This window comes from Collinsella sp. CLA-JM-H32B (assembly GCF_040098065.1).
GTDB lineage: Bacteria > Actinomycetota > Coriobacteriia > Coriobacteriales > Coriobacteriaceae > Collinsella.
The window spans coordinates 166,264-185,758 of sequence record NZ_JBBNNA010000001.1 but is presented as its reverse complement, the minus strand read 5'-3'; the positions used below and the strand labels follow the sequence as shown (position 1 = coordinate 185,758).

Genomic DNA, 19,495 nt, shown 5'->3' with positions numbered 1-19,495 from the left:
GCCCCAAGCGAGCAAGGTGACGTGAAATGAAAGGGCGCTGACCTTCTGGTCGCGCCCTTGAAATTGAACGTCAGATTGCCGCTTGGGGCCGTTTGCAGCGTCGAGTCGTTACGCGGTTTGGTAAAACCGCGTAACTAGATTAATTTGGTTGACTCCAGCTTTTCGATGATCCAGTCGTTGGCTTTGATAACCGGGCGGCGGAAGACGACGCCCAGGGCCAGCGACGGAATCAGGTAGCTCGCCAAGATACCCAGCTCAATCCAGTACTCCATATGGTAGGCACCGGCCATGGCGGCGTGCATGGCGTTGATGCCGTGGGTAAACGGCAGGAACGGATAGATCGCCTGGAACACGGGACCGGTCATCTCGATGGGGAACGTACCGCCCGAACCGCCGACCTGCATGACCAGCAGCACGACGGCGAGGGCCTTGCCGATATCTCCAAACGAAACCGTGAGCGTGTAGACGATATTGGAGAACACGAGGCTCGCGACCCAGCCGGCAAGCACAAACTGCAGGGGGTTGTCGCACTGGATGCCAAAGAACAGAATGTCGCCCGCGCACACGAGCGTTGCCTGCAGCAAGGCCAGACCGCCAAAGAACAGATAACGGCCCAGGTAGATCTCGTGCAGGCGCACGGGGATGAGTTCGTTGATGAGCTCATCGTCAACCGAGACCTTCATCATGGCCGCCAGAACAATCGAGCCCACCCACAGCGACAAAATCGTGTAGAACGGCGCCATGGCCGAGCCGTAGTTGCGGATCGGATAGACCGGCTTGCGATCGAGCGCAACGGGGCCGGAAAGCGACACGGCGAGGCCATCGGGGTCGTTGCCGATCATCGTCTTGATCGTGGCCAGATCGTCCGACATAAGGGCACCGTCGAGCTCGTCCTTGAACGCGCTAATCTTGTCCGATGCCTCACCCAGCTGATCGGAAGCCTTGTTGACGAGCCTTGCAGCCTTGGAGAGACCCTTCGCGAGCGAACCAGAGGCGTCGGTCAGACCGCTCACGGCGCTATCTAGGTCACCCGAGATACCGTTCAGGGAATCCAGAACGCCCGAAATGGTCTTCTTGAGCTCCTTGGCCTTAACCGAGAACGTAGAATCGTAGTCGGACTTGGCACCCGAGATACCCGCCTTGGCATCGGCGATGGCCTGGTCGACCTCGGCACGCGAGCTGTTGACCTCGGCCATGCTGTTCGTGAGCGACGTCGCGATGTTCGTCAGCTCATTGGCATTGTTGCGGTACTCCGCCGCGGTTTTGTCAAGCTCAGCAGCCGCGTCCTCAAGCCCTGCCTTGAGCTTATCGTTACTCACCTGGCCAGCAAGACTACGGAGCTCATTCGCCGTGGCATCAATCTCGTCGGCACGGTTCTTGAGTGACGCTGCGCCATCGTTGAGCTGACGCACCGTAAGATTGACATGCAGGTTTGCAGCGTCGAATGCCTTTGCGAGCTCGGTAGAAACGTTATCGAACGAACCTGCGCTCCCATCAATAGCGGCATCGATTGCATCGCTGGCGGACTTGAGCGCTTGCTCGGAATCGGCAATACCGCTCTCGGCATGCTGCATGAGCTGCTTCACCGACTCCTCGGTCGATCCGGACTGTTTGAGCATGCCGCCCGCCGATGTCAGTGAATCGGACGTAGAACTCAAAATGCCCGCAAGCGACGTTGCACTGGCCTGAACGTCCTGCAGGTCCTGGACCGAATCGCCCAGCGTCGAGGACAGATTGGCGATAAAGTTGCTCACCTGGTCGGTGCTCATATAGTCGAGCAGGCTGGACACGGTCTTAAGGCCGATGGTCGTGATGGTCTTGGTAAAGGTCTCGTTGACCTGACTCTGGACGGCGCTCGAACCCTTTTCAGTCACGATCTGCGCGATGGCGTTGGCCTTCTGATTCTCATAGAACTCGATATCGGCGTGCTTCACCTCGGTCGAGAAAAGCGTCATCATGTCGGCGCTAAGCGTTTTAGGGATAACGACGGCAGCGTAGTACGCGCCCGACTTAACGCCCTCAATCGCCTTATCGCGGTCGTTGAGGACGACCCAGTCGAAGTTCTCGTTGCCGCGCAGGGTGGAGGTTACGTTTTCGCCCACGTTGACCTCGACGGGAATCAGATCGCTCTCGTAGCCCTCGTCGGTGTTGACCACGGCGATCTTGAGATTGCCGGTGTTGCCATACGGATCCCAGCTTCCGGCGATGTTAAACCACGCGTACAGGCACGGCACGATAATGAGACCCATCACGACAATCAAGCCAATCACGGAGCGAGACACGTTTTGGACATCGCGCTTAAACAGGTGCAGGATGTTTTTCATTTATGCCTCACCTCCTTTGGAGTGCTTGCCAAGCGGGGTGGTGTCCCCGTCGTTTCCGTTTACGTTGTCAACGCCGTCGGCATCATGAGCTTTACGATGCGCACCGGTATGCGGCAGACGGCTCGTGGGCTGTTCGCTGTCCTTGGTGCCCCGCTCGCTGGCGTTGAGACCAAACATGCGACGGGCAGCAGGAATGGCGGCCGTGTGCTCGCGCATCTCGCGACGCAGGTCCTCATCCGAAAGCGCCGAGATACGCATCTGGGTATTGAGGCTCGCACGGATGTACTCGATGTTGATGAGCCAGCCACAGATGGCGATGACCGAAATGATCCAGATAACAAGCAGGATGATCTTGCCGTTATTGTCGATATCGAGCACCGTCGAAAGTACAAAGAGCAGGACCTGGACGCCTACCACGGCGGCAAAACCGCCCTTGATGTAGTACGGGTAGCGATGCTCAAACGCCACGGCATGATCGAGCAGCTCGCGACGGTACGAATCCGAATCGAGCATGACGCGCATGGCCGTGCGCAGCGAATAGCGCTGGCGCGGCAGGTCGTTGGACTCGCAGATCATGAGGCCCGTCGTGGAAAGCTGCTTATCAAAGAGCAGATTGAGGTTGAGCAGCAACGGGCGCAGCTGCAGACCGATAAAGAGCGCCACGATCAGGAACACGCCCAGGATGCACAGGTTGAACAGGTAGTTGAACGAATACATGCCACCGACGGTCTCGCGCAGCAGGTTGATGCCATAGGTGAAGGGCAGCAGCGGATGCAGCCATTGGAAGAAGCCGGGCATCATCTCGATGGGATACATGCCCGACGAACCGGGGATCTGCACAATGACGAGGATGACGCCGATTGCCTTGCCGATATGCTTAAAGGTGGTGGACAGCGCATAGATGATGTTGACGTAAGTGAACGAAATAGCGATGCCGCCCAGCACAAAGAGCAGCGGATTGACGCACTGAACGCCAATGACCAGGTCGCCCACCGTAACGATAATGGCCTGGAACGCACCCAGGATCACCATCAGCAGCCAGCGGCCAAAGTAGCCCTGACGCGCCGTAAAGCTACCGATGCCCTCGCGGTCGACCTCGAGCTTGTAGATAGCGATGAGCACATAGCCGCCTACCCACAGCGCCAGATTGGTGTAGAAGGGCGCGATGCCCGAGCCAAAGCTCTTGACCGGATAGATTGACTTGGACGTCAGCTCAACCGGAGATGCCATGAAATCTGCCACGTCATTGACGTCGACGTCCATGAGGTCGGCTAACTCGCCCATAGACTCAGAGGTCTGCAGCGCCGCAATGTCATTAGCGGCGGTCGCGAGCTTGTCCTGAACCTTGGCAAGGGAGGCATCGGTTTGGGACAGCGTGGTCTTTGCCTGCTTGAGCGTGGCGTCGAGCTGCGCCAGCGTGCCGCGCGCGCTCGCTATCGTGGGGGTCATACCCGATACAATGCCGGTCAAATCGCCCGAAACGGCGGCAAAGGAGTCAAGCGCGCTCGAAGCCTTCGGCAGCGCGTTCTGCCCCAGATCGGTCTGAGCCTGACCGAGGTTAGCCGTACCGGTCCGAATTGCCGCGTTGAGTTCGTTACTCGCGTTCGAGATTGCCTTAGCGTCGTTTGCCATGGCCCTCGACTGTGCAGAAAGGCCATCCTTAATGCTCTGCAGCTTCTGGTTTTGCTCGCGAAGCGAATTGATGGTCGATGCGATGAGCGCGTCGGCGTCCTCCGATCCCGTCGACGTATCGTTAGCGAGAATCTGCAGGCGCTCGATGACAGCGCTGTTGTGGTCAATCGTCGCCTGAAGGGATTCGAGCGAGTTGTCGATTCGAATGGTCGTGGACGTAACCGTACCGGCGAGTTTGCCAATCGCAGCGTTCGCAGAAGCCGATGTCTTACTCAGCACGATACTGCCCTCCGAAAGCGCCTTGGAGAGCGAGGTGATGGACTTGCCAGCCGTGGTGCGAGCTTCGCCCAGCAGATCATTACCCTGAGCGATTGCCTGCGTTAGCGAAGGCGCCTGTCCCTGCAGGCCCGCCAACGCAGCATCGGCCGAAGCAATCGAGCTGCTTGTCTTGTCGATGGCGGTGTTCATGTCGCCGATGGAATCACGTACTTCGCCCAGGGTATCAGACGCCTCGGACACCGAGCCCGCCAGCGAATCCTGGGTCTGGGTTGCCTTGTCTTTAAGGTCGATGCCAGCATCTTTGGCAATGCCCGCGACGGTCTCGCCCACCGTGGAGACAAACTCCGAGTTGATCTGCTCCTCGATGGTGTTGGCACCGGTATCGGTGACCTTGGGCGCAATGGCGCTCTTTTTCTCGTTGACGTAATAGGTGAGCTTCGGCTGATGGTAATTGCCGTCGAGCATCGAGACGAGATTGTCGGAGAAGTTCTTGGGAATCACGATGGCAGCATAGTATTCGCCACTTTCGACGCCCTCTTTGGCATCTGCCGCCGAGTCGACGAAGGTCCAGCCAAGCTGGTCGTTCTCCTTGAGCTGGTCGACCACCTTATCGCCTGCGTTGAGCTCTCCCACTAGGTCGTTCTGGGTGCCCTGATCGTTGTTGGCGATGGCGATTTTAATGCCCTGGGTATTTCCGTACGGATCCCAGTTTGCAACGATGTTGTACCAGGCATACAGCGAGGGAATGACGCACACGCCCAGGGTGACCACCAGGGCGACGGGATTCATAAGCAGTCGCTTAATGTCGCGCTTAAATATCGCAAAGGAGACCTTTGCGTTGGATAGTTTGCTGCCGAGACTCACGCTTGGACCATCCATCCTGTCGTTGAATCGAATCGTACTATCGACAACCATTGTACGTAGACGCTTTAGTGCCTCGCGGCACAATGGTGCTGAGTTTTGCGGGTAGCAATATACTACGAAGATGATTTAACGTACAGTTGTACAGTATCTTAAATTTCAGCAGGTCACAAAACCACAACCCCGACAAATAATTGATCCCTTGGGGACGGAGGAAAACGGATCACCGAGGGGGTCGGCCTGATCCGGTGATCCGCTTTCCTCCGTCCCCAAGGGATCATTCAAAAGGAAACGAGAGTGGAAAATCTCCCACTTCAAGCCCGCGCTCGAGCCAAAAGTGGGAAATTATCCACTCTCGTTCTAATCTAGTTACGGTGCCGTATCCCCGAACTACATCAAGTTACAAACAGCTGCCGCGAAGGCTACGGGGTCCTCGGGGAGGATGCCCTCGACGAGCAGGGCCTGGTCGTAGAGCAGGCCGGAGTACTGCTTAATCTTGTCGGCGTCGCCCGCCTTCTGGGCAGCGACGAGCTTGGCGAAGACCGGGTGCTTGGCGTTGAGCTCGAGTACGCGCTGGCTCTTGGGCATACCGTCGGGCGTACCCTCGGGACCCTTCTGGAGCACCTTCTCCATCTCGAGCGAAAGCGGGCCCTCGGTGGTAATGCAGGCGGGGGCATCGGTCAGGCGCGCGGAGACGGCAACCTTCTCGACCTTGTCGCCGAGCGCCTCCTTCATGGCGTTAAAGAGGTCCTCGTTCTCCTTAGTGGCGTCCTCGGCCTCCTTCTTCTCGTCATCGGTCGCCAAGTCAAGATCGCCGGTCGCGACGTTCTTGAGCTCCAGGTGACGATCTTCGACCTCAGGCTCGGCACCATCGGCAACTGCCTTCTCGGCAGCCTCGCGAGCAGTGTCATCCTCGTAGACCTTGGGCATATCGGCAGCCACGTACTCACGCATGGCCTGGAAGGTGAACTCATCCACGTCCTGCGTCAACAGCAGTACATCGTAGCCGCGGTCGAGCACGCCCTTCACGACGGGCATCTTGGCCAGACGCTCGCGCGAATCGCCGGCGGCATAGTAGATTGCCTTCTGGCCCTCGGGCATGCCCTTGGCATACTCGGCAAGGGTGATCATCTTCTGCTCCTTGGCAGACCAGAACAGCAGCAGGTCGGCGAGCTCGTCGGCCTTCATGCCATAGCTCGAGTAGATGCCGTACTTAAGACCGCGACCAAAGTTCTCAAAGAACTTCTCGTATGCCTCGCGGTCGTTGTCGCGCATGTCCTCGAGATCGGCGGTGATCTTCTTCTCGACACGCTTGGCAATGGCCTTGAGCTGACGATTCTGCTGCAGCGTCTCACGCGAAATATTGAGCGTCACGTCGGCAGAGTCCACGACACCGCGCACAAAGTTGTAGTAGTCGGGCAGCAGGTCGTCGCACTTCTCCATAATCAGCACGTTGGAGCTGTAGAGCGCCAGGCCCTTCTCGTAGTCCTTGCTGTACAGATCGAACGGAGCGCGACCCGGCACAAACAGCAGCGCATCGTACTCAAGCGTACCCTCGGCATGGAAGCTGATAGTGCGTGCGGGATCGTCAAAGTCGTGGAACGTGGACTTATAGAACTCGTTGTAATCCTTCTGCTCAACGTCGGAGCTGCGCTTTTTCCAGATCGGCGTCATGGAGTTGATGGTCTCGAGCTCCTGATAGTCCTCGTACTCGGGCTTATAGTCGTCGCCGGCGTCCTCGGGCTTGGGCTTCTGGCGACTCTTGCTCACCATCATCTGGATCGGGTAGCGCACATAGTTGCTGTACTGCTGAATCAGGCTCTTGAGGCCCCACTCGGTCAGGAAGCGATCGTAGGTCTCGGCCTCGCCATCGGCATCGAGCTTCTCGTTCTCGCGCAGCGTCAGGATGACATCGGTACCGTGCTCAGCACGCTCGCCATCCTCGATGGTGTAGCCCTCAAGGCCGTCGGACTCCCAAACGTGGGCGGTATCCTCGCCATAAGCGCGGCTGACGACCTTCACGTGGCTGGCGACCATAAAGGCGGAGTAGAAACCCACGCCAAACTGACCGATGATGTCGACATCGGAACCCTGCTGCTCGGCGTTCTCGGTCTTAAACTCCTCGGAGCCGGAATGGGCGATGGTGCCCAGGTTGCGCTCGAGCTCCTCGGCGGTCATGCCGATACCGTTATCCGAAATAGTGATGCTGCGGGCGTCCTTATCAAAGGAGACACGGATGGCCAGGTCGCCCTGGTCGAGTTTGACACTCGGATCCTGAAGGCTCTTAAAGTTGAGCTTGTCGACGGCATCGCTCGCGTTGGAGATAAGCTCGCGCAGGAAGATTTCCTTATTGGTGTAGATGGAGTTGATCATGAGGTCGAGCAGTTTTTTGCTCTCGGTCTTAAATTGACGCATGTGCAGTCCTTTCGCGCTACCCCTGCCCGCAAAAACGGCCCGGTTGCCCGAGCCGCATCGCAGACCTGCTATGTTCAGACTTAGATTTTATAACCTATTAGCGCGCATATATACATACGGAATCGAAAAACTGTATGTTGGAACACCCGTGCGTCGATTGCCGAGGAGTGTCCCCAACTGCCGGCAGAAAAGGAATGTCCCTATCTGTCGCCCATGCGCTTGGCCATCCAGGCATGAGGCTGGCCTTCGTCTTCGTAGTCCACCGGTGCAATCTGCGTGTAGCCGGCCTTGGTGTAGAGCGGCAGCACGTACTCCTGTGCATGCAACTTTATGAGCTTGGCGCCGGCATCGCGCGCAGCAGCTTCGCTGGCTTCGACAATCTTGCTTGCCAGACCGCGACGGCGCATGGCGGACAGCACGGCGACGCGACCCATAATATAGGTCTCCCCCGCTGCGATGCCTTCGTCCATATCGCACGCCGGCGAAACCGGAGCCTCTGCATCTGCCGCGCGCTCCAGTTCCTCGGGAAACACGCGCGAGCAGCCGGTGAGCTCGCCGTCCACGTACAGCGTCACATGGATGCAAGTCTGCGCCTCATCGATAGCGTCGAATTCGCTCTCGTAGCCTTGCTCGTCCATAAAAACGGCGCGGCGCACCAGCGCCGCGTCATCAAAGCAACCCGTCTTAAGTTGGATATCCATAGCAGCCCCTTCATTCGATGCGAACGTTGGGGGAAAATTTTAGCGGAAATGAGCTCCCACGCTAAACTTCGCGCGTGCTTTTGCCAGGCAATCGTAGTGGCCCACGTTGTGGGCATCGCTCGCGATATAGCTGTACAGGTCCTGCTTAAACAGGCGCTGCGCCGGCTTCTTTTCGCGACCGAATCGTCCACCTGCGATAAAGTCCGCCGAAGCCTGCAGTTTGCAGCCCAGGTCGACCAGGTGTTCAGCCACGCTCACATCCTTTTGAATCGCACGATAGCGTTCGGGATGGGCAATAATCACCTGGTAACCGCGACACTGCAAGTCGTAGATCGTGTTCTCGTATTCCTCAAAGTCATACGAATCGGCACGCGTCGAGAGCTCAAGCAAAAACTCGTTTGAGCCATCGAAATGCAGGCGATCGGCCCATTCGATGCCCAAATCCATGAGCTTGGCATGATTGACCTCAAAGCCCATCTGCAAATGCATATCGCCCGCATGCGCGCAAAGCAGTCGATAGGCCTCCCACATTTTTTCGAAGTCGAAATACGGGTCCCGGCAGTGTGGCGTACACACCATGTGCGTAACGCCGACGGCGCGGGCCGCCTCGAGCATCGCCAAGCTTTGCTCGAGGTTCGCCGCGCCGTCGTCAACACCGGGCAGGATATGGCAGTGGATGTCTCTCATATCGCCCTCTTATCTGCGTCGTTGCTATTTCTTAAAACGCTTCGCCTTCGCAGGGGTCCCCGTTGCAGCGGCACCGCCAACAGCAGGGTTAACTCCGGCAACAGCGTTGTTCTGGCCCTTGTCCTCGCCATAGTAAGAGTAGTAGTAGTCATGGCTCGAGGTCTCACAGCAGTTCATGACCGTGCCAATTACGTTAACCTCGGCCTTGTTAAGCTGGTCGAAGGCGGCAAGGATCTCGTTGCGCTTGGCGAAGTCCTCACGGACAACGTAGATGGTGCCGTCGGTAATCGCGGCGACCTCGGCGGCATCGACAAAGGTGCCCACGGGCGGCGTATCGAAAATGACGTACTGGTACTTCTCCTCCAGCGCGGCAACCAGCTTGGCAAAGCGGCGCGAGGCGATAATGTCAGCCGGGTTGGGAATGCGCGGCTCGGCATCGAGGAAGAAGAAGTTGGGCTGACCGGTTTCGACGACAGCCTCGTCAATCGACATTTGGTCGGAAAGGACGGCGTACAGGCCACCGGAATGACGGAGGCCCAGCAGGTTGGCAAGCGTACGGTGACGCATGTCGCACTCGACGAGAAGGACACTCTTGCCGCTGGTCGCAATGGCCTGAGCCAGATTGACCGCAATGGTGGACTTGCCCTCGTTAGGGATGGAGGACGTCACGGTAATGGACTTGATCGGCGTATCGACACTCGCAAAGCGAATGTTTGCCAGCAGCGTCTTGGCTGCGTTGCTAAAGGCGAGGGTATCGCTGGTTTTCTTTTTACGGGCCATGAATTACTTACCGCCCTTCACAACGGGGAAACGGCCGATAACGGGCACACCGAGCAGCTCGACGGCATCGTCAACGGAGCGGACGCGGGTATTGAGCATGTCGAGCAGCACGACAATTGCAACGGCGACGAACAGGCCGGCCAGAGCGGCGACCGCGATGTAGAGCTTGCGATTGGGGCCGCTGGGCTGGTTGGGAATCTTTGCCTTATCGATCACGTTGACGGCCTGGGCGGCGTCAACGTCCTGAGCCACGGTAGACACCGAGTTGGCAATGGCGTTGGCGACAGCGGCGGCACCGTCGGGGCTGTCGCCGGTCACGGACAGCGAAATGACACGAGTCGTGGTCTCGCTCGTAACGCTCACCTTGTAATCATCCAAGTTGGAAAGACCCAGTTCCTTAGCAGCACCGCTCTTGACGCTGTCGCTATCGAGCAGCGTCGCGATATCGTTGGAGAGCATCTGGCTCGCCGACAGGTCGTTGTAGTAGCTCGTCTGGCTGCCATCGGTCTTGGCGAGAATGTACATGCTCGTCGTGGCGGTGTAGGTGTTGTCCATCATAGTGAAGGAGACGACGCCCATGGCGATCGCGCAGACCACCGGGAGGGCGATGACCAGCTTAAGGTGCTTTTTAAGCAGCTGGAACAGTTCGAGAAGGGTCATGCAGCTTGCCTTTCATTTCCCTAGTTCATATCGACAAAACTGCTCGTATAATATCGCATCTTTTTGCCAAGTCCGAACTCTATACATAAGATACAGCGCTGACACCATTGTTGCGCAACATTAACGCCGCACCGGCAGCCCCGATGCGGCGTGAAATTCACATGTTTGCAGTACCGCTACACGAACTGCTCGTCCTGTTGCGCGGGAAACGTCACCGTGATGGTGGTCCCCACCCCCAACTCGCTTGACAGATCGAGCGAGGCGTGATGATACAGGGCGGCATGCTTGACGATGGCCAGACCCAGACCCGTTCCACCGCGCGCTTTAGAACGACTCTTGTCAACGCGATAGAAACGCTCGAACACCTTACCCTGCTCCTCGGGCGCAATGCCAATACCCGTATCGGCAACCGACAGATACGGGCGCCCGTCGTCGTTGGTTCCACACCGCAACGTCACCGTACCGCCGGGCCGGTTGTAGCGAATGGCATTGCTCGCCAGGTTGTAGATGAGCTCATCGATCAGGCGCGATACGCCTTCGACGACCACAGACTTGGTCTCATGTCCTATCGCCACATTTGCCTGGCGGGCGACCTGCTCAAGACGCTGCTCGACCGCGTAGATAGCACGCGAAAGCTCAATGGGCTCCGTGGAGCCAATAGGCACCGCCTCGCCATCGCTCGCACGCTCGGACTCATCCAAGTTCGAAAGCGTGAGGATATCGTTGACGAGCGCCGCCAAACGGCCCGCCTCACGGTAGATGCGGCCGCCAAAGGTGCGCAGATCGTCCTCACCCTCGACCATGCCGTTCGCAATGAGCTCGGCATAGCCTGAGATTGCCGTAAGCGGGGTCTTGAGCTCATGGGTGATATTGGCCGTGAACTCGCGGCGCATGCGGTCGTTGTCCGCCAGCACCGCCATCTGGCGCTTGAGCTCCTGGCGTTGCGACTCAATGCGCTCGAGCATGGGAACCATCTCGGCATAAGCATGCTCGTAGCTGCGGCGAGGATGGTCCAGATCGACCTCCTGCAACGGCTCAATGATGGCGCGGGACTCACGACGCGCCAAGAAAAACGAGAGCACCGCACCTGCCGCCGCAATGAGCAGCATCGGCGCCACGAGAGACATCAGAATCGCTGCAACGCCAGGTTGGGCTTGCGCCAAGCGAACAACCTGGCCGTTGTTAAGTCGGACGGCTCGGTACAGCATAATCTCGTCGAGCGTGGAGCTTGCGCGCTCCGCAGAACCCGAGCCGCTCTCGAAAGCCTTGGCGACCTCGGGACGATCGCCGTGATTGGGCAACATAGAAGGCGACGCCTCGTTGTCGTAGGCAACCGACCCATCTTTGTTGATCAGCGTGATGCGCAAGTCCTCGCGATCGAAGCTGCGCAGAAAGGAAATGGGCTCCCGTTGCTCATTGAGGGCAGCGGCAATAAGCTCGGTTTCCTGCGAAAGGTTGGCGCTCGTGGCATCTGCCAGGGTATTTTGCACAAAGAACGCGCCCAGCACCGTAAACGCCACGATAACCGCCATAGCGCAGAGAAAAATCGTCGCGAACACGCGATGCGACAGGGTACGTTTTCCCTGGGGGGCTAAGACCACGAGCTACTCCTCCTATGCGCTAGCCGCGCTGTCGGCTCCTTCGGCATCGTCATCGGCCGTAGGCTCGGCCAGACGATAGCCCACGCCGCGCACGGTCTCTATGGCGCTCGCACGCTCGCCGAGCTTTTGGCGGAGCGTCTGCACATGCACGTCGACGGTGCGCGAGCCGCCGTCGAAGTCCCAGCCCCATACGCTCTGCAGCAGCGACTCGCGGGTAAAGACCACGCCAGGTTTGCGCATGAGGTACTCGAGCAGGTCGAATTCGCGCAGCGTGAGCTTGAGCGGTTCACCGGCAACAGTCACTTCGCGGTGGCTGGGCGAAAGTACGATATCGCCCACGCTGAGCACATCGCTCGCCTGCTTGACCATGCCGCCGCGGCGCAGCAGCGCACGGCAACGGCTAGCGAGTTCCATAAGCGAGAACGGCTTGGTCAGGTAATCGTCGGCACCGCCATCGAGCGCCATGACCTTGTCGAGCTCGGTGTCCTTGGCGGTGAGCATCATAATGGGCACCGTCGCCGTCAAGCGATCGGCACGCAGACGACGCATAATCGCCAAGCCGTCGGTATCGGGCAGCATGATGTCGAGCAGCACGGCATCGGGCACCCGTCGCGCCACGGCGGCCTTAAACTCACCATCGCACGAAAAGCCCTCGGCCTCGATTCCCTGCTTGCGCAGCGCGTAGACCGTCAAATCCCTAATGTTGTCATCGTCCTCGACGTAATAGATCATGTTGAACCCCTTTGCGGCCGGCATGACCGCATCTTAACCCTAAAGGCGCCTGTACTAGATGGTATCAGCCAAAACGGCCCGTCAAATAATCCGCCGTGCGCGGATCGGTCGGGTTTTTGAAGAGCTGAGCGGTGGGCGCATGCTCCACCAGCTCGCCCAGCAAAAAGAACGCGACCGAGTCGGAGATGCGCGCAGCCTGCTGCATGTTGTGCGTAACGACCACCAACGTGCAGGTCTCCTTGAGCTCGCAGGCCAGCTGCTCCACCACCAGCGTCGATACGGGGTCGAGCGCCGAGGTCGGCTCGTCCATCAGCAGAATGTCGGGCTGCACGGCCAGCGCACGGGCGATGCACAGACGCTGCTGCTGGCCGCCCGATAAACCCAGGCCCGATTCCTTGAGCTTGTCCTTGACCTCGTCCCACAGTGCGGCGCGTCGCAGGGAGTCTTCGACCAGCTCGTCGAGTACGACGCGGTCGCGCACCCCCATGCCGCGAGGACCGTAGGCGACGTTGTCGTAGATGCTCATGGGAAACGGATTGGGGCGTTGGAACACCATACCCACGCGCTGGCGCAAGCGGCAGATATCGTAATCGCCCAGGATATTCTGGCCGTCGAGTGCAATCTTGCCTTCAATGCGGCAATCCTTGATACCGTCGTTCATACGGTTAAAGCAGCGCAGCAGCGTCGACTTTCCGCAGCCCGAAGGCCCGATGAACGAGGTGATCTGCTTGTCACGAATTTTGATGCTCACGTCCTTGAGCGCATGATGGTCGCCGTAAAACAGGTCAAGGCCCTCAACATCGATGCGCGTCGGCGAGGCGGCAAGGTCCTGCGCCGTGGGGCGAGTCGCATCCCCAACTTCGCGCTCGTGCGCGGCCTCGGCCTGCGCCTCTATGAGTTCCTCAAGCTCCGTAGGCTCCATCGCCGCAGCAGCCGTCATACCGCATACCTCCATATCGATATCAATTCAGCAGTATCGATAGTAGAAATCGCGGCTCATACGCACGTGAGCGCATTGTCAAGTGTTTGTAAGGGCACGCTGGTTATGTAGCGGGCAGTGCAATGGTAAACACCGTGTGCTCGGGCGTCGATTCGCACGCAATGGTGCCGCTGTGTGCCGCGACAATCTCCTTGGCGATGGCAAGGCCCAGGCCGGCGCCGCCGCGATTGGTCGCACGTGCCGCGTCCAGGCGATAGAACTTCTCAAAGATCACCCTGAGCTTAGCCGCCGGAATCGGATCACCCTGATTGATAAAGCGAATTCGCACGCCACCGTCATCTTGGCGTCGGGCCTCGATCGCAATGGTCGATCCTTCGTAGCTATAGGCGATAGCGTTTTTCATGATGTTGTTGAACACGCGAGCCATCTTGTCGCCATCCACGAGCACCGTCAGGTCCTCACGCACATCAACTTGGACATCTTTGTGCTGCTCGTTGAGAATGGGATAGAACTCATCGGCCACCTGCGCCAGCAGCAATCCCAGGTCGACGTAGCCGCGCGTGAGCACAATATCGTGGAAGTCAAAGCGCGTGATATCAAAGAACTCCTCAATAAGCGCGTCGAGTCGGTGCGCCTTGTCGAGCGCCACGCCTGTAAAGTGCGCGCGCTGCTCAACCGGCAGGTCGGGCGCCTCCTGCAACAGCGAGAGGTAGCCCACCACGCTGGCAAGCGGCGTGCGCAGGTCATGCGCCAAGTATGTGACCAAATCGTCCTTGCGATGTGACTCGTCACGCAGGGCCTGCTGGACTTTGCGTTCGCGATCGCGCACACGATTGAGCACACCCTCGACCTCCAGGAAGTCGCCGTCGATGTTGTCCCACGCGTCGGGATGATCGATCAGACGGTCCTGAATACGGGCGGCAAGCACGCGGTCGGAATGCTGCTCACCCTGCTCATAGCCCTGATAGTACAGAGCGCGGCCGCAAAAGAACAGAACGCACACGGCGAGCGCCAAGACAAAGCCAAGCATGTTGAATACAAAGCCGGCATCGAACAGCACCGGTCCCTCAATGCCACCGAGTGCCATGGCACCGATCGCCAGCGTCATGACCCACGCGGCACCGCCGATCACCACGCAACGACGCACGATTTCAAAGCGATCGATCAGCAAGAAGCCGATGAGTAGCACCGCCAAGATACCGGCGATGTTATCAATGCCGATCAGCAGCAGACTCAGCAAAAAGAGCAGCACCGTCGCAAGCGCGCGATTATCGACGACCGCCCTCACGTATTCAAAGAGCCGATCGGGCACCTCGAACAACTGCTTATCGTCTTTTGTCATGTCCATGTCCTCGCAAACAAAGGCGTTATTCGATGATATAGCCGACGCCCCAAACGTTTTTAATAAAACGCGGCTTCTGAGCGTCGTCATCGATCTTTTCGCGCAGGTGACGAATGTGTACCATCACCGTATTGTTGGAGCCGGGCATAAAGTCCTCGTTCCACACCGCGCGGAACAGGTCCTCCACGGGCACTACGCTGCCGTGATGCTCGGCCAGATACAGCAAGATGGAATACTCGATGGGCGTGAGGCGCACCGGCGCACCGTCCACCGTCACGGAGCGAGCGTCACGGTTGATCTCGAGGCCGTCGAGCTGGAGGGTCGGCGACTCGGTCGCCTGCGCGCGGCTGCCGTAGCTGGTGTAGCGGCGCAACTGAGCATGAACGCGCGCGATGAGCTCCAGCGGGCGGAACGGCTTGACCACGTAATCGTCCGCGCCAAGAGAAAGGCCTTCGATCTTATCCTGCTGGGCATCGCGTGCCGTCAACATAATTACGGGATAGGTATGGCCAGCACGGATGGTACGCAGCAGCTCAAAGCCGTCGATATCGGGCAGCATGACATCGAGCAGCGCCAGGTCAAACTCTTGCTCCAGAATTGCCTTGGCCGCATCGGCCCCGCTGTAGGCGATCTGGACGTCAAAGCCCTCCTTTGTAAGGTAGATACCAACCAGGTCGGCGATGGCCTTCTCGTCATCAACTACCAGTATGCGCTCGTTCATGCGTGCTCCTCTCGCGCTCCATTATGCCCGAGGCGGCGCCCGCCACACACAACAAGCGCGGGCGATTAAGTCGACCTTAAGCACCCTTGCGCCCGTTCGAGCACGAATGCGGGCCATGCGCGCTCGCAACGATCGTCGTCGCCGGCAAACGATATACTCTAGTGCCAGAAGAGACCATCCCGTCGAAAGCGAAATCTGTGAAGTCCCTCACCTCTTTTGCAAAGCGCTCCGCCCAGCTTGCCGCCGGCTTTGCCTGCGCCATCGCCCTTGTTGCCGGCGTGCCCGCTGTTGCCGGCGCCCAAGTGCTCACGACCGACGACGTCTGCGGCAAGACCGCCGACGTCCGCGGCATCACGACAGAAAACCTGCCCGATATCGAGGCGACGAATGCCCTTGTTATGGGCAAGGACGGCACCGTCTACTATGGACGCGGCGCCGATGAACAGGTCAAGATTGCCTCGATCACCAAGGTCATGACCGCAATCCTGACCGTCGAAAACTGCAAGATGGACGAGAAGGTCACGGTGAGCAATGCTGCCGCCACCGTAGGCAACTCGACTGCCGGCCTGCTCGAAGGCGACGAGCTCACCGTGGAACAGGCACTACGCGGCCTGATGATCCCCTCGGGCAACGACGCCGCCACCGTGCTTGCCGAGTACGTGGGCAAAAAGATCGACCCCAAGACCAAAAACGCCGAGGCAACCTTTGTGAAGGCCATGAACGAGCGCGCCAAAAAGCTCGGCTGCACCGGCACGGTCTTCGAGAATCCGCACGGCCTGGATTTTGACGAGTGGGCCGGCGATATGCACTCGACCGCACATGATGTAGCACTCATGATGCAGGAGGCTATGAAAAACGACACGTTCCGCGAGGTCGTGGCGAGCGAGGACTCCTGGATCGAGGTTACGGGCGCCGACGGCTCCGACCATTCGCATTCCATGGACACGCACAACGTTTTGCTCGGTCAGGACGGAAACATTGGCGGCAAGACCGGCACCACCGACGACGCGGGCTATTGCTTTACGAGCGCCTACAACCGCGACGGCGACGAAATCTACACCGTTATTTTGAACTCCACCACCAACGACCAGCGCTTTACCGATACAGCCACCCTTGCCAACTGGTACTACGGCCACAAGGCCACGGTCGCGATCGCCAACACGCAGGAGAAGACCGCCAACGGCAACCCGCTCATGGCACGTATTAGCCAGACAGATTGGACGGACAAGACAATCGACGCCACGCTCGCCGACCCCGCCGCGCAGGCAACGGTGTTCTCACTCGCCGGCGAAGTGACCGAAAAGGTTAGCTACGATGACCTTTCGGGCACGGTGCATGTTGGCGATAAGGTGGGCAGCGTTACGCTTAAGCAGGACGGCACCAAGATTGCCGTCATGGACCTGGTTGCCGACGAGGAAGGAACGGGGCCCAATCCCATCGAGTGGCTGCTTGTGAAGCTCGACCGCCTGGGCCGCCGCATCGACAACCGCCCGCTCACAGCCGAGAGCGAGACCGTAGCCAAGGCTCCTGAGGTGTAGGGCCAAAGCGTTATCACATCGAACCAAATGAGGCGTCCAACGGGGCGCCTCATTTTTTGAGGTTCGAATCCCCAGTTAACGTTTTTGATAACAAAAAAGGGTCCCTTTCGGAACCCTTCTTTAAAGTCTTACTGGCGGAGAGCTGGGGATTCGAACCCCAGATGCCCTTTTGGGGCATACTCGCTTAGCAGGCGAGCACCTTCGGCCTCTCGGTCAGCTCTCCGTAACAGCCGTTCTATAGTAACCAAACAGTCGAGGATGGGCAAGGGGGAATTTGAAACTCATATCTGTCCGTCGTCAATCCCACTAGCCAATACCACCAAAGAGGTTATTCGGCCGACATTACTCGACCTTGGTCCAATCTTGGCTTGCGAGAAGATCGCTGCTCTCACTCGAAGCCTGATACTTGGCATCAAACTCATCACGCATTATCCCTGCGTTTTGCCAACCGACGACCATCTGATCCGGCTGTCTTTTGCCACTTTCTATGAGCATCACCTTATAGGAATTCTCGTCATCAGACGAACTGTCGTAGTTGAGCTGCAGGGCATCCGTCAGACTCATTTTGCCGTTCGTATAGTCAAAGTAGTAGCTCGCACTATACCTATCTTGGCGTGTCCTCAGAGCTATCTTCCCGCCATCACATAGCTCGATTGTCTGGCTCTCCCCCATGATGAGGAAGCCATCCTTGGACAGCATCGCGGTCGCCATTCCGTCACCAATGTTGTCATAGATGGATTTAGCTTTGCCGTCCTCAAAGTAGTAGATATTTACAAGGTCAAAGCTATCTCGGACGCCCTTCTCATAACAATACTCTTGAGCAACAAGTAGCTCGTCTATCCCATCGCCATCGAGATCTTTTTCCAAGTAATATGCTTCAAAATAATCCGGGCCAGTGCGCTTGTTGTATGCATAGGGTCCGATATAGCTTTGGTCGGCCATGAGATCGTCGAGTTTCTTCGACGACTCCTCGCTCCATTGCTCCGCTTCATTCTCATCGCAGTATTCTCCGTACTGCCTGTAAATATCAACGATTCCATCATAGGCATCATGGGCTTTTTCGTTCTGAGCTGAGACGGTCTCCTTATTCGATTCTCCCTTACCTTTGACCGCTGGCTCGCTCTTTTGCTCGAGTGCTGGAGCAACGAAGACCTGGTATACCTTGCACAGCGCGTATGCCGTACCGGCGGCGACGATCATTACGGCGAGGATGATGGCAAACGTCGGGACCATTGTGCGACCGATTTGGCGCCGCTCGATCAAAAACGAGGCGAAGGACGAGCGCTGCGGAGCCACCTGGGCTTCGAGCGGATATTGCACATTCTGCTGAGGATAGACGACGTTTTGAGGCTGAGCGGGATACGGCTCATATCCCGCATTGGCCGCCGTGCCTGCGACGCGGCAGCCACAGCTACCGCAAAAGCAAGCGCTTTCTTCGATTTTGGCACCGCAGTTTGTGCAAAACATCGCTTCTCCCGTTGATCCGCATCTGCCGGCGCATCGCATCAGGAACACCTGTCACAATGAGCCATTCCATCATAAGGTGCCGTCAAGCATCTCTCGACGGCACCTTGATTAATTTGAGCCTATCGAAGCCCGTTGATGGCGTCGACAATCTGTGCCTGACCGTACGCCATGCGGTCGGCAGCATTCTCGGTATGGATGCGCACGTTGGTGTCGTACTTGCGAGCGCTCAGCAGCCTGTTGATGTTATCGGCAATCATATCGGCCTTGTCGCGCTCAAAAACTACCAACGGAATGATAACGAGCTCGCCCGAGTCCATTGAAATCGCCACGTACGAGACCAATGCGTTGAGCACCATGAGCACACCGAACGCCATGATTGCCAGAGCGAGTAAGATGCTGTCCGGATCTCCCAAGCTGCACAGGCCAACCAGCGCAATCACCGCACCAATCAGCAGTTTCTTGATGTCAACCTTAAAGTCGCTCACCGTTGACGTGATATGCGCAACATCGAGCGTGCGCTTACGGCGGCCGAGCGGAATAACACCGAGAATCGTATTGGGCACCTGCGCGATCACGTTGTCGTTGGTGAACTCGATGCTCCCCTTAAGATAGAACGTGATGTACGAGGTGATGAACTCGATAGCTCCAATGCCGGTGCTCTGGGGAGCATAAAAGGTATGGCGGCTGTTAGCAGCCACATCCTCCGGCGTTGCTTCGGCCGCAACCGTAGGAGTGCCGCACACGCCGCAGAACTTGGCGCCTTCATTGACCTGCGATCCACACTGCTTGCAATACATGATAGGGTCCTTTCTGCT

At 58.1% G+C, this 19,495-nt stretch carries 15 protein-coding genes and 1 tRNA gene; 1 reads left to right on the top strand and 15 read right to left on the bottom strand.

Translation table 11 applies throughout. The annotated features are described in order from the left end of the window. Positions 1-134: 134 nt before the first annotated feature. The 12 genes from AAA138_RS00790 to AAA138_RS00735 form a co-directional block, all read right to left on the bottom strand. Positions 135-2,324, bottom strand: a complete 2,190-nt coding sequence (locus AAA138_RS00790; protein ID WP_349089195.1) for a YhgE/Pip domain-containing protein — start codon at positions 2,322-2,324, stop codon at positions 135-137. After that, positions 2,325-5,099 (bottom strand): YhgE/Pip domain-containing protein, encoded by a 2,775-nt coding sequence (locus AAA138_RS00785; RefSeq protein ID WP_349089194.1) that lies wholly within the window; start codon positions 5,097-5,099, stop codon positions 2,325-2,327. A 387-nt stretch (positions 5,100-5,486) separates the two neighbouring features. Beyond that, entirely contained in the window at positions 5,487-7,511 is a 2,025-nt protein-coding gene (htpG, locus tag AAA138_RS00780; protein WP_349089193.1) for a molecular chaperone HtpG, read from the bottom strand. Between the two features lie 200 nt (positions 7,512-7,711). Then, positions 7,712-8,212: a GNAT family N-acetyltransferase gene (locus AAA138_RS00775; RefSeq protein WP_271759179.1), complete on the bottom strand. Its 501-nt coding sequence runs from the start codon at positions 8,210-8,212 to the stop codon at positions 7,712-7,714. A gap of 39 nt (positions 8,213-8,251) precedes the next feature. Further along, on the bottom strand, positions 8,252-8,899 hold the full coding sequence (locus AAA138_RS00770) for a CpsB/CapC family capsule biosynthesis tyrosine phosphatase (RefSeq protein WP_349089192.1): 648 nt from the start codon (positions 8,897-8,899) through the stop codon (positions 8,252-8,254). A gap of 24 nt (positions 8,900-8,923) precedes the next feature. After that, a complete protein-coding gene (locus AAA138_RS00765; protein WP_349089191.1) occupies positions 8,924-9,679 on the bottom strand; it encodes a CpsD/CapB family tyrosine-protein kinase in 756 nt (251 codons plus the stop codon). Positions 9,680-9,682: 3 nt separating this feature from the next. Further along, a complete protein-coding gene (locus tag AAA138_RS00760) occupies positions 9,683-10,339 on the bottom strand; it encodes a Wzz/FepE/Etk N-terminal domain-containing protein (RefSeq protein ID WP_349089190.1) in 657 nt (218 codons plus the stop codon). Positions 10,340-10,515: 176 nt separating this feature from the next. Next, the gene (locus AAA138_RS00755) at positions 10,516-11,940 is read right to left on the bottom strand and encodes an ATP-binding protein (protein ID WP_349089189.1); all 1,425 of its coding nucleotides are present in this window, start codon (positions 11,938-11,940) and stop codon (positions 10,516-10,518) included. A 12-nt stretch (positions 11,941-11,952) separates the two neighbouring features. Beyond that, positions 11,953-12,672 (bottom strand): response regulator transcription factor, encoded by a 720-nt coding sequence (locus AAA138_RS00750; protein ID WP_349089188.1) that lies wholly within the window; start codon positions 12,670-12,672, stop codon positions 11,953-11,955. A 64-nt stretch (positions 12,673-12,736) separates the two neighbouring features. After that, entirely contained in the window at positions 12,737-13,612 is an 876-nt protein-coding gene (pstB, locus tag AAA138_RS00745) for a phosphate ABC transporter ATP-binding protein PstB (RefSeq protein WP_349089187.1), read from the bottom strand. 103 nt (positions 13,613-13,715) lie between these two features. Continuing rightward, positions 13,716-14,954 carry an ATP-binding protein gene (locus AAA138_RS00740; RefSeq protein ID WP_349089186.1) on the bottom strand — a complete coding sequence of 413 codons (1,239 nt, stop codon included), beginning with the start codon at positions 14,952-14,954 and terminating at the stop codon, positions 13,716-13,718. 25 nt (positions 14,955-14,979) lie between these two features. Continuing rightward, the gene (locus tag AAA138_RS00735) at positions 14,980-15,675 is read right to left on the bottom strand and encodes a response regulator transcription factor (RefSeq protein ID WP_349089185.1); all 696 of its coding nucleotides are present in this window, start codon (positions 15,673-15,675) and stop codon (positions 14,980-14,982) included. Positions 15,676-15,872: 197 nt separating this feature from the next. Here AAA138_RS00735 and AAA138_RS00730 point away from each other — a divergent pair, with 197 nt between their 5' ends. Then, positions 15,873-17,213: a D-alanyl-D-alanine carboxypeptidase family protein gene (locus AAA138_RS00730; protein ID WP_349089184.1), complete on the top strand. Its 1,341-nt coding sequence runs from the start codon at positions 15,873-15,875 to the stop codon at positions 17,211-17,213. Positions 17,214-17,345: 132 nt separating this feature from the next. On the opposite strand, the gene AAA138_RS00725 is transcribed toward AAA138_RS00730, so the two are convergent. From AAA138_RS00725 to AAA138_RS00715, 3 genes are all read right to left on the bottom strand, one after another. Beyond that, positions 17,346-17,436: transfer RNA gene (locus AAA138_RS00725), tRNA-Ser, on the bottom strand. 119 nt (positions 17,437-17,555) lie between these two features. Beyond that, complete coding sequence (locus tag AAA138_RS00720; RefSeq protein ID WP_349089183.1) at positions 17,556-18,680, bottom strand: zinc ribbon domain-containing protein; 1,125 nt, start codon at positions 18,678-18,680, stop codon at positions 17,556-17,558. 119 nt (positions 18,681-18,799) lie between these two features. Continuing rightward, positions 18,800-19,477 carry a zinc ribbon domain-containing protein gene (locus tag AAA138_RS00715; RefSeq protein ID WP_349089182.1) on the bottom strand — a complete coding sequence of 226 codons (678 nt, stop codon included), beginning with the start codon at positions 19,475-19,477 and terminating at the stop codon, positions 18,800-18,802. Between the last annotated feature and the right edge of the window lie 18 nt (positions 19,478-19,495).